This window comes from Rothia amarae (genome assembly GCF_042677725.1).
In the GTDB taxonomy this organism is placed as follows: Bacteria; Actinomycetota; Actinomycetes; order Actinomycetales; family Micrococcaceae; genus Rothia; species Rothia amarae.
On sequence record NZ_JBHUCN010000002.1, the window covers coordinates 98554 to 109917 of the forward strand.

At 53.5% G+C, this 11364-nt stretch carries 7 protein-coding genes; 3 read left to right on the forward strand and 4 right to left on the reverse strand.

The genetic code is table 11. From position 1 onward, the window contains the following. Window positions 1–350 precede the first annotated feature (350 nt). Window positions 351–1454 (forward strand): S1 family peptidase, encoded by a 1104-nt coding sequence (locus ACFR81_RS00665; RefSeq protein WP_343875922.1) that lies wholly within the window; start codon window positions 351–353, stop codon window positions 1452–1454. A gap of 121 nt (window positions 1455–1575) precedes the next feature. Here ACFR81_RS00665 and ACFR81_RS00670 read toward each other — a convergent pair whose 3' ends face one another. After that, window positions 1576–3126 (reverse strand): MDR family MFS transporter, encoded by a 1551-nt coding sequence (locus ACFR81_RS00670; protein ID WP_343875924.1) that lies wholly within the window; start codon window positions 3124–3126, stop codon window positions 1576–1578. Between the two features lie 202 nt (window positions 3127–3328). Further along, window positions 3329–4294, reverse strand: a complete 966-nt coding sequence (locus tag ACFR81_RS00675; RefSeq protein WP_343875926.1) for a ChaB family protein — start codon at window positions 4292–4294, stop codon at window positions 3329–3331. Window positions 4295–4570: 276 nt separating this feature from the next. On the opposite strand from ACFR81_RS00675, the gene ACFR81_RS00680 reads away from it, so the two are divergent. Together ACFR81_RS00680 and ACFR81_RS00685 are read left to right on the forward strand one after the other, a co-directional pair. Beyond that, complete coding sequence (locus tag ACFR81_RS00680; RefSeq protein WP_343875928.1) at window positions 4571–6562, forward strand: M13 family metallopeptidase; 1992 nt, start codon at window positions 4571–4573, stop codon at window positions 6560–6562. A gap of 190 nt (window positions 6563–6752) precedes the next feature. Further along, window positions 6753–7964 carry a zinc-dependent metalloprotease family protein gene (locus tag ACFR81_RS00685; RefSeq protein WP_343875930.1) on the forward strand — a complete coding sequence of 404 codons (1212 nt, stop codon included), beginning with the start codon at window positions 6753–6755 and terminating at the stop codon, window positions 7962–7964. Window positions 7965–8158: 194 nt separating this feature from the next. Here ACFR81_RS00685 and ACFR81_RS00690 read toward each other — a convergent pair whose 3' ends face one another. Both ACFR81_RS00690 and ACFR81_RS00695 read right to left on the reverse strand, forming a co-directional pair. Next, entirely contained in the window at window positions 8159–9610 is a 1452-nt protein-coding gene (locus ACFR81_RS00690; RefSeq protein WP_343876009.1) for an MFS transporter, read from the reverse strand. A gap of 244 nt (window positions 9611–9854) precedes the next feature. Then, window positions 9855–11315 carry an amino acid permease gene (locus ACFR81_RS00695; RefSeq protein WP_343875932.1) on the reverse strand — a complete coding sequence of 487 codons (1461 nt, stop codon included), beginning with the start codon at window positions 11313–11315 and terminating at the stop codon, window positions 9855–9857. Between the last annotated feature and the right edge of the window lie 49 nt (window positions 11316–11364).

Genomic DNA, 11364 nt, shown 5'->3' on the forward strand with positions numbered 1-11364 from the left:
CTGCTCTTTATCGTTTTTTGAGAACCACTATTGCATTCCCTAGATAACAACAAATCCCTGCGGGAAATATTGTTTCCCTATAGCAATTTCCCATATTCCATATCTGACCTGCTGAAATACTTCTCTCTTTAGAACCCTAGCTAAAGAGAGTTGCAGAAAATTAGCAGTGCATCCTGGCTCCCTCAAAACGATGAAGCGTATTTTCAAATAGCCCAGCTAGATGGAAATTTTACCCAGAGTCCTGACTGCTGGAAAAAGTAAAAGGTAACCGACACCTATCACCGTCAGAGATGATTTATGTATTTTTATTCCTCAATGCATATTTCACACCCCGAGAATGGACTCACACCATGAAAATCAATAAAGGTTTGGCAAGCACGGTTTCCGCTGTAGCGCTATTGAGCGCAGGTATGGGCGGCGCGAATGCGACCGAGGCTTCCCCCTATATTATTGGCGGCAACGAGGCAACCAGCCCCTGGATTGTTCAGCTCTCCTTCAATTCTTACGATCAGTCAGGTACCTTCGGCTGCACCGGCGAACAGCTCAACGACCAGTGGATTCTAACCGCCCGTCACTGCGTTGATGGTTCCCACAACATGCGCGTATACCAGAGCAATGACCAGGTAAACCCCGGTGAGCCCATCGCAGCAGACCGCCTTTACAGCGCGCCTGAAGGTGACATCGCGCTAGTCCACCTCTCCGAAAAAGCGCCCCTTTCCTCCTACGGCAAGATTGATTTCAACTACGAACCCGCAGTAGGCCAGCAGGGTGATATCTACGGTTACGGCCAGGGTGCAAACAGCTCTTACACTGACACTCTGCGTTCAGCACGCGTTTCTGTTATCGGTGATTCCTATGACGCATACAACGGCGCGGCAGTTCACCTGCGCGGCGTAAACGGCGCATCCAACCACGGCGACTCCGGTGGCCCCTTCATCCGCAACGGCAAGATTGTAGCTGTTTGCTCAACTGGTGACCGAGCTAACCCCGGTGCAGATATCAACGCTCAGTCCAACTACGCGTTGCTTTCCCAGTCGGCAAGCTGGATTGAGTCCACCACCGGCATCGACTTCGGTTCCTCAGCACCTACCGCTCCCGTTGTAGATACTCCGGAAGAGCCTGAGCCCACCACTCCTGCTACTCCTGAGCCCACTACCCCGGCCAATCCCGCAAAGCCCGTGGCTCCTGTAGCTCCTGTAGCTCCTACAACTCCCGAGCCCACCACTCCTGTAACTCCGGTTATCGATGATTACGTTCCCGGTGATGATTACATCCCCGCAGACGATTACACCCCCGGCGTTGACTCCTACGACCCCTGGTCATGGTCCGACTCCTGGTCTGATTCTTGGTCAACCTCGACCTCATCAACCACCGGTGCTCGCTGGAACATCTCTGCGACTAAGACTGCAGACGGTGGAACTCACTGGGTATCTAACTACCACTGGACTCGCTAAGTTCTAACCTCTTGAGCCCCTTATAACGACGCCGCCCCTCCCGAATGGAGGGGCGGCGTCGTCATATTAGAGAGAAAGCTAGATGCACAGCGCGGACTGTACCCGCCACGTGCCTTCAAAACTAATGTTTGGCGGTGGCTCGTCGCGGAATCAGTACAGCAATCACAATCGCGCTGAGAGCAATACACGCTGCCACGGTGAACGCCAGATGTACGCCAGCCGCCTGAGCCTCGACGCCGGAACCGCCGTGCGTGGCAATACCGATGCCCATCAGAGCCACGAAAATTGCCGTAGCGGCAGCGGCAGAAACCTGCTGAACAGTGGTCATGGCTGAAGAGCCGTAGGAGTACAAATGCTTAGGTAAAGAGCCAAGACCCAACCCCATCATGGGCGTATTCATGAACGGGATAACCGCGCTGAGAATCAGATAGACCAGCACCACGAACAGGGGTGAAGTGTTCTCATCAAAGAGCGTCAACAGCCAAATTGAACCGGCAAAGAGCGTGGCGCCGGGAATCACCAGCACACGGGGTGAGAACTTGTCTGAAAGATTACCCACGATAGGGCTCATGAGTGCCGAAAGAATACCACCGGGCAGAAGCATCAAACCCGTTGCCAGCGAGTCAAGACCGAGCACGTTCACCGTGTACATCGGCAGCAGAACCGAGCTGCCCAGCAGAACACCCATGGCTACCGAGCTCATCAGGACGGTCAGCACGAAGGGAAAAGACTTAAATACGCGAAGATCCATAAAGGGACTGCTGGTCTTCTGAAGCTGTAACTGACGCATCACAAAGACCACCAGGATTGCCGCAGAAATAGCAATCAAAATCCAGGGGTTCAAGGAGATACCGCCGCCGCCGTGAGCAGAGGAACCGCCCAAGGAGCTCAGTCCCAGAACCAACCCGCCAAAACCAAGCGTAGAAAGAATCATCGAAAGAACATCAAGGCACTGGTTTTCCCCACCCTCAGGCAGAGTGTTGGGAGCTAGCTTCAAGCCCACAAAGAGCGCAATCAGCCCGATGGGTAGTACTGACAAGAACAGCCAGTGCCAGGTTCCAATCCCCAGAATCAGACCGGACACCGTGGGCCCCAGCGCAGGAGCAGCCGAGATGACCATGCCGATCAGACCCATCGCGCGTCCAATTCGAGACGGCGGAACTAAGCGCATCATGGTAGTCATCAGCAAAGGCATGATGATGCCGGTGCCCATCGCCTGCAAAATACGACCCAGCAACAGGAAACCGAAAGTGGGTGCAAGCCCCGCCGCGAGCGAGCCAATGGAGAATACAGCCATCGCGCCCACGAAGACGTTGCGGATGCTAAAACGGGAGATGATAAAACCCGATGCCGGAGTGACCACGGCCATCGTCAGCATAAAGCCGGTGGAGGACCACTGGGTGGTTGACGCCGCCACATGCAAATCTTCCATGAGCACCGGCAGAGCCACACCCAGCAAGGTCTCGTTCAGAATGAGAATGAAGGCAGCAATGACCATCACCATGAGAAGCAGAAAATCTGCTCGCTCTAACTTATCTGCGCGGGGGGCAGATACAGAGTTTTTAAGATTATTTTCCACCGGACTCACGATAGGAACCGGGGCTGTGACTGCGGGGAGCGGATGCTCAACCTCGGGAAGATTACTTGAAGAAGCTGAATGAGTTTCGTGCACCCCAAAACCCTACCGGCGCACGACCCCGCGGGGCTAGAGTTCTTTGGCTAGGGAATGCTCACATGCGCAGAAGGGTGTTGATGAGATACAGAGAGCCGCTGGCTCACAGAGCAGGTTCTCCCTGCGTCATGCGAGTTCCAGCGGCCCTCAAAGTAATTTTTCGGCGTCTAATTTTTCGGCCTCAGCCAGCATTAGCTGAATTCTAGGCGCGAGCCGCCTTCACCGCGAAAAAGAGTTCCTCTTTATTCATGGTAGATCGGCCAGCGATTCCACGCTCGACTGCCTCAGCGTACAGCTCACGCTTAGTGGTGCTCTCTAGCGTGAACGACGCCGTAGAACCGGGAACTTCAAACGCTTGAGTCTGGGCCTCTTCAAGGTTCTGATGTTCTTCTTGTTCAGAAAGCTCCTCGATAAGTTGCTCCGCTTCTTCACTGAGTTCTTCCTCTGAATACGCAGAATCCTGCAGATCCTCCACCTCACGCAACGTGTCTATCGCAGGTTCAGATTCAACATCGGCATCTGCCGACGCATAGAGGTTTTCATCGGGAAGGTCCTCTTCGATAAAATCATCGATTTCAGACTTCTTGCTGGAACCACCGTTAAGCTCAGGATCACCCAAGAGGTAATCCTCAACGGGCATCGAAGAATCCTCGTCCTTCACTGTCTGAGGTTTTTCGTTCTTACCCTTTTTAGGAGCCTTAGAGGATTCCTTAGACTTCTTCTTCTTTGAGTCTGCTTTCTTCTCAGACTTCTTAGAATCTGACTTCTTATCTTTTTTCTTGTCGGATTTTTTGGAATCTGACTTCTTATCGGATTTCTTGTCAGCTTTCTTATCCGACTTTTTAGAGTCCGACTTTTTGTCTAACTTCTTATCGGTCTTTTTCTCAGACTTCTTAGCCTCAGATTTCTTCGAATCTGACTTCTTGCTTTCTTTCGTGGAAGGGGCGTCGTCGTCCTTCTTACGCTTCCACTTGCCGTCCGCCTTTTCATACTTCTTCTCTAGTGAAGCGTAAGCGGTGCGGTAGGCACGCTCTTCGTCGCCGTTGTATTCCTTGATAGCGGCGTCGTAGGTCTTGGCAAAAGTGCGTTGCGCTTTAGCGCTAGAACGCTTGAGGGTCTTGGGAAGTTCAGACTGTTTTGCTTCGCCTGATTTTTTGGTCTTAGCCATAAGTTCAGCTCCTTGAATAGAAGGAAAAATTGCTGTGCCGTACACCACCACTTTAGCGTGTCCACCCCTAGAGTTCTGCCCCGAAGTACCAGTTATATACACCGAGTACTCGTTTGACGCGGTACTTCGTCCACCCATCTGGTATCTCATACGAGCTACTCCTTCAAACGAGTAGCTTGCCGCCGTCGGGTCCAACCAGAATCCAGTTTCCACCGCGCAGAGCGAAATCTGGCATTTTAATAGCCCTATAGAAGCACTCCACCTAAACTGGGTGTCATGAGTAACAAGCCTTCTGGAATTAACACTGAATTTATGGATACGTCCGTTGCTCCTGGCGACGACTTCTTCCGCTACAACAACGGCACCTGGCTCGACACCCACGAGATTCCTGCCGATCGCCCTAAAGACGGCGGCATGTATACGTTGCGGGACGAGGCAGAGAAGAACGTCCGTGAGATCATAGAAAAGATTGCCGCTGATGAGCCCGGTAGCCGCATCGGCGCGCTTTTCAACTCCTTCATGGATACCGAAAAGATTAATAAGGACGGCGTAGAGCCCCTCCTTGCTGAGGTTCGCCCCATCATAGAGGCAACCGGCAAAACTGAGCTGCTCGACGTCGTCGCTGAAGCTGACCGCGCAGGCATCGGTTCCCCTTTCGGTTGGTACACCAGCATTGATGCCAAGAATCCCGAAAAGTACGTGGTGTATCTGGCGCAAGCTGGACTGGGACTGCCCGATGAAAGCTACTATCGCGAAGAAAAGTACGCCGAAATCCGAAGCGCCTACGTTGATTTCATTCAGCGCATGTTTGAGCTGACCGGACTGGCTGAGCCCTTCGGAATGACCGCTGAAACCGCCGCTCACACCATCATGAAGTTTGAGACCGATTTAGCACAGCATCACTGGGATAAGGTCACTTTGCGCGATGCCAACAAGCGCTACAATCCCGTTGCCGCCGCTGATCTTAATACCGAGTTCCCCGGCTTTGACTACACTCGCTGGATTGAAGGTCTGGGCTCGTCGGTGCAGAAATTTGGCACCGTCATCGTCGGTCAGCCTTCCTACTTTGAAGCTGTTTCTAAGATTTGGGAGACCGAGCCTATCGAGGCGTGGAAGCTCTACCTGGTCTGGAAAAACATCAGTGCGCGCGCAGCTTACCTCAACGACGAAATCGTGAACGCTAACTTCGATTTCTACGGCAAAACCCTCTCCGGCACCGAAGAGTTGCGGGATCGCTGGAAGCGCGGAGTCGGCGTCATCGAAGGTAACTTGGGCGAAGAACTCGGCAAGGAATACGTAGCAGTTCATTTCCCGCCCGAGCACAAAGCGAAAATGCTGAAGCTAGTAGACAATCTGCTTGAAGCATACCGTCAGTCGATTTCCACTCTCGACTGGATGACCGATGAAACCCGCGAGCGCGCTCTAGAGAAATTAGAGAAGTTCGTGACCAAGATTGGTTACCCCGATGAGTGGCGCGACTACTCGGCTCTGGAGCTAGTGGAGGGGGACTTGCTGGAGAACCTGCGCCGCTCCTCCCTCTTTGAGCACAACTTCCAGCTTGACCGTATTGGTCAGCCGGTAGATAAGCACGAGTGGCTGATGAGTCCGCAGACCGTCAATGCTTACTACATGCCGCCGGCGAATGAGATTGTGTTCCCTGCAGCGATTTTGCAGCCTCCGTACTTTGATCCCGACGCCGACGACGCGACAAATTACGGCGGTATTGGCGCGGTCATTGGTCACGAAATTGGTCACGGTTTTGATGACCAGGGTTCGAAATATGACGGCACAGGCGCGCTCAACAACTGGTGGACTGATAAGGACCGCGAGGAATTTTCCAAGCGAACTTCTGCGCTAGTGGATCAGTACAACCAGTACACCCCTACCGGTCTTGACCCTGAGAATTTCAAGGTGAACGGTGAGCTCACCCTGGGTGAGAATATTGGCGATTTGGGTGGTCTTTCGATTGCCTTGCGTGCGTATGAGATTGCTCTGTCACAGCAGGGGATTGACTCACTGGCAGATGCCCCGGTCGTGGACGGTTTCACCGGCATCCAGCGTCTATTCATTGCCTGGGCCCAGGGGTGGCGCACCAAGTCCCGCCCGCAGAATGCCCAGATGATGCTCTCGGTGGATCCGCACTCCCCCGATGAATTCCGTGTTAATGGGGTAGTACGCAACATTGATGAGTTCTACGAAGCATTTGGGGTCACTGAAGACAATCAGCTCTATCTTTCCCCGGAAGAACGGGTAAAAATCTGGCTGTAACACTCAATAACTAAGTGAGTTAGATAGGGGCAGGAGGAAACTCTTGCCCCCATTCCCGTTGGGCAATATCCCCATATCAGAGGGGCGTTTTTGCAACAAAAGAATGATTTTTCTGAGCCACTAGTGGACTACTCTCAATGAGTCACACGCACTTTTCCTTAGAGGTTTCCCTTCTAAAGAAAGATTACTCATGCAAAAGTTTTCGTTTGGTCAGAAAGTAGCCACCCTCAGCGCTCTCTCCTTAGCAACCATTGCAGGTTTCACTCCTGCCCAGGCATACCCCGCCAACTGGTGGACGTACAGCCCGTCGTCGAGCTCGTGGTCCTACCAGCCTGCAGCTTCTAGCTTCACGCCTGCTGCTTCAAATTCCCGTGCAGCAGATCCGTCTTCTTCCACTGCTGATTCTGATGGCGACGGCATTCCCAACAGTTGGGAGACTAACGGCTACGATTACAACGGCGACGGCCAGGTAGATTTGGATTTCCCCGCATGGGGTGCGAATCCCAATAAAAAAGATCTCTTTGTTGAGATGGATTACATGCCCGGTCTGCTCGCTTCTCAGTCGGAACTAGACACCATTGTGCGCACTTTTGCCAACTACCCTGTGAATAACCCTGATGGTAGCCGCGGCATTAACCTTCACCTCGACGCCGGTGATGCTTACGCCAAGTACGACCTCGGCGGCGGCAACGAGATTGATTATCAGGCTCTCCGCAATGAGCAGACCGTCGGCCAGCTACGCCAGGAGAATTCCGATCCGGCTCGTAACGGTATTTTCCACTACATGGTGTTTGGTGACTACTACACCGATGCTCCTGGCTCATCGGGCATCGCTCAGATTGATGGCCTCAACTTCGCAGTTACCTTGGGTCCTCAGTACTGGGGTAATAACGTTTCCAGCAATACCTACGTGGGTACCTTCATCCACGAGCTGGGTCACAACCTGGGCTTGTACCACGGTGGCGATGACGACGTGAACTTCAAGCCCAACTACTTCAGCATCATGAACTACCGCTATCAGATTCAGGGCGTTCCCCGCACCGATGGTTCTAAGTACTTCGGTTACTCAACCCAGCAGTACGACACTCTCAATGAGCATGCGATTCATGAGGAGAACGGCTTGGGCGCTAACAGCCACGGCTTCCTCTACGACTATGATTCTCGTGCGGTTGCCGATGCGCCCATCGACTTCAATGACAACGGAACGATTGACAACGGCGCTGTACAAACCGACGTCAACAACGACGGCGAACTTGGCCGTCTGACCGCGCAGAACGACCTGGCAGCGATTCGCTTCCAGGCTCGCGCTCACCAGGGTTACCGCTACTCTGTGGAGCGCCCCGAGGTAACCAAGAACGAGCTCACTGCCGATATGGCTCGTGAGCACGGTTTGCTGGACTAGCACCCGGCGTGGAGGCTTATTCCATGAGGTAAGAGCGAGGTAAGCACAGCATCTATGATTCTCTACCCGGTTCAGGCTGGAACCTCTTACCACCCATAACGGTTACCGCTGTCTGGCAGAAACGGGTATAAGAACCGACTGACCGGTTGAGCTCGTTTTGACCACGTATACCTGGTCAAAACGAGCTACGCCGGTCATTCAGTTTCCGCTTTGCGCACCATGAAGTAGGTCAGCGCGGAGGCAACGGTCATAATCCCCACTGACATCGCAGCCGTCCACACCACGCCCGCATCAAAAGCGTGCTGGGCAGAGAGCAGGAGCTGGGAGCCGACGTCGCCGCCGACTTCCTGCGCCGTATGCACCGCGCCGCCCAGCGTTTCGTGGGCGGAGTTCGCCTGTGCTTCAGTGAGCTGGGAGGGAACCTGAACGTTCATACGGTAGACCGCCGTGAGGATACCGCCCAATACGGCGGTGCCCAGGACCGCACCAACTTCATAGGATGTTTCAGAAATTGCCGATGCCGCTCCCGCCTTCTCCGGGGGAACGGAGGCAAGAATCAAGTCGTTGGAGATGGTCTCTCCCGCGCCCACGCCGATACCAAGCAGAATAAAGGCAATCATCAGCCCAGCGTTCGTCGATGCGTTGTCGGTGAGCGCAACCACCAGATATCCCAGAGCATTGACCAAGAGAGAACCTGCAACAATGACTGCCGGGTGAATACGGGGCACAAAGCGCACCACTCCCAAACCAGCAACGATAGTCAGAAGAAGCCCGGGTAACAGGAAGATTCCGGCGTCCATGGGGCTGAGACCGCTGACCATTTGCAAGTGCTGGGACACGAAAAAGATGAAACCCGTCATCGAAAGAACACTCAGCAGGTTCGCAAGAATCGCGCCGGTAAAGACCTTGTTGGTAAAGAGGCGAACGTCCAGCATGGGAACGGTGCGGCGAATCTGCCGGCGTACAAAGAGCCAGCCGCATACAACGCCGAGAATCAGCGTGAGCGGGCCGACGGCGTCCACACCTGCTGCGGCAAAATGTTTAATCGCAAAAACCACGGGAATCATGGCGGCCATGACCAACACGATGGAGATGCCATCTACCGGGCCGGGGTGAGGGTCTTTAGATTCAGGCAGGACCAGGGGTGCGCAAATCAGAAAGGGAATGAGTACGGGGATAGCCATCAAAAAGACCGAACCCCACTCAAAATGCTCCAGCAGAAACCCGCCGACAATCGGACCTAACGCAGCTCCCGCTGAGAACATAGATGCCCAGATGGCAATAGCGGTACGGCGCTCATTGGGGTTTTCAAAGATGTTGCGGATGAGCGACAGAGTTGAGGGCATGAGCATCGCCCCAAAGAAACCCAGAGTGGCACGGGCGGCAATCAGCCAGCCAGCCGACGGCGAGAAAGCCGCAAATCCCGAGACGAGCGCGAAACCCGTGCAACCAATAATGAGCAGTTTCTTACGCCCTATTCGATCGCCCATGCTACCCATAGGAACGAGCAAACCTGCCAGTACCAGTGAGTAACTGTCAATAATCCACAGTTGCTGGGTTCCGGTAGGCTCCAGTGCCCGCGCTATCGAGGGGATAGCAAAGGAAAGCACGGTGTTATCTACCGAGACTAAAAGCACCGGAAGCATCAGCACCACCAGCGCAGCCCAGCGCTGGCGTGGTGAGGTCTGAGGCTGGTTTTCTGCCGGGTTAATGATCTGGATAGGAGCTGTTTTCACGGATTATGCTTTGACTTTCATTTTTACAGAGGAATGTCCCGCAAAAGATGAAAGCGGGATGCCATTCCACTGTATCAACGACATCTTTTTCAGCACATCTTGAGATGAGGAATATAATTCATCAAATCTTCCGGTTACTTGGTAAGGTCTGCCCTTATTTGGCGTTGAAGTTTCTCTCGATTTCTTCAGGGGTCTGAATCGGCACCATATCGGTGAGTGGTAGCTGGTTTCGCTGCAACTTCTTTTTAGTGATTTGCCAAAGAACTGCTAGCACTACAAACCAGAGCGGGGTAAGCAGAAGGGCGATTCGGGTGTTTTCTCCTGCAGCGAGGGCGTAGACGATGAAAGCGAAGAATGCCAACACGATCCACGGCATCACGCGCGGGAAAGGCAGTTTGAACTGTGAAACTTTATGCTTTTCGGGTGATTTCTTGAAGTAGATGATGTAGCTGACCACGATGCTTCCCCAGGTGAACAAGATACAGGTGGAGCAAATCGAGGAAATCACGGTGAAGGCTGTGAGCAGGGTGTCGCCAGCGAGGAGCAGGGGTATAGAGAGGAACGTAAAGACGGCGGTGAAGAAGACCGCATTACGAGGTACTAGGCGAGGGCTTCTATGGGTGAGCCAGCGGGGTGCGTGTCGGTCGAGACCCAGGGAATAGACCATACGGCTCGCTGAATACAGGCCTGAGTTGGCGCTGGATGCAGCGGAGAGGAGCACCACGAGGTTTACGACGAACGCGGCGCCAGTAAACCCTGCCATACCGAACATGGAGGTGAAAGGGCTGGTTTCGGGGTCGATATCTACCCAGGGGGTCACCATCATGATTACGCTGAGCGCGCCCACATAGAAAACCAGGATACGCAGAATAATCGAGTTGATAGCCGAGGGCAGGTTCTTATGGGGGTTCTCGGTTTCAGCAGCGGTGGTACCGACCAATTCGATACCGATGAAGGCAAAAATACCCATCTGGAAGCCCAGGATGAAGCCGCTCAGTCCGGTGGGGAAGAATCCGCCGTAGTTCCAGAGATTGGAGACTTGAGCGTGGTTACCGCTGGGTGACTCATAACCGGTAAAAATCAGAATAAGTCCGACCACAATCAGCGCGAGAATAGCCACGATTTTGATGATTGCAAACCAGAATTCGGTCTCGCCGAAGGCTTTGACGGGCTGCAGGTTCAAAATAAGTAGGGCGAGCGCAGTGATGGCCGAGGGTAGCCAGATGGGGACGTCGGGGTTGAAGTACTGCACGTAAGCGGTGATTGCCACGAGGTCTGCAATACAGGCGATAACCCAGGAGAACCAGTAGTTCCAGGAGACAAAGAAGCCTGCCCAGGGACCGATATTGTCTTTGGCAATATCACCAAAGGTCTTGTAGTTGAGGTTGGAGAGGAGCAGCTCCCCCAGTGCGCGCATGACAAAGAACAGTACGAAGCCGATAATCATGTAGACGAAGATGACGGAGGGGCCCACCAGATTGATGAGTTTTCCCGAGCCGAAAAAGAGCCCGGTTCCGATAGCTCCGCCGATGGCAATCAGCTGAAGATGTCGATTGGACAGACCGCGTTCTAGAGCGGGGCCATCCGGCGTGTGGGATGATTCAGGGGCGTTCACAGAGGTCTCCGGCAATCTTCAAAAATGGATATATATAACTAAGTATAAA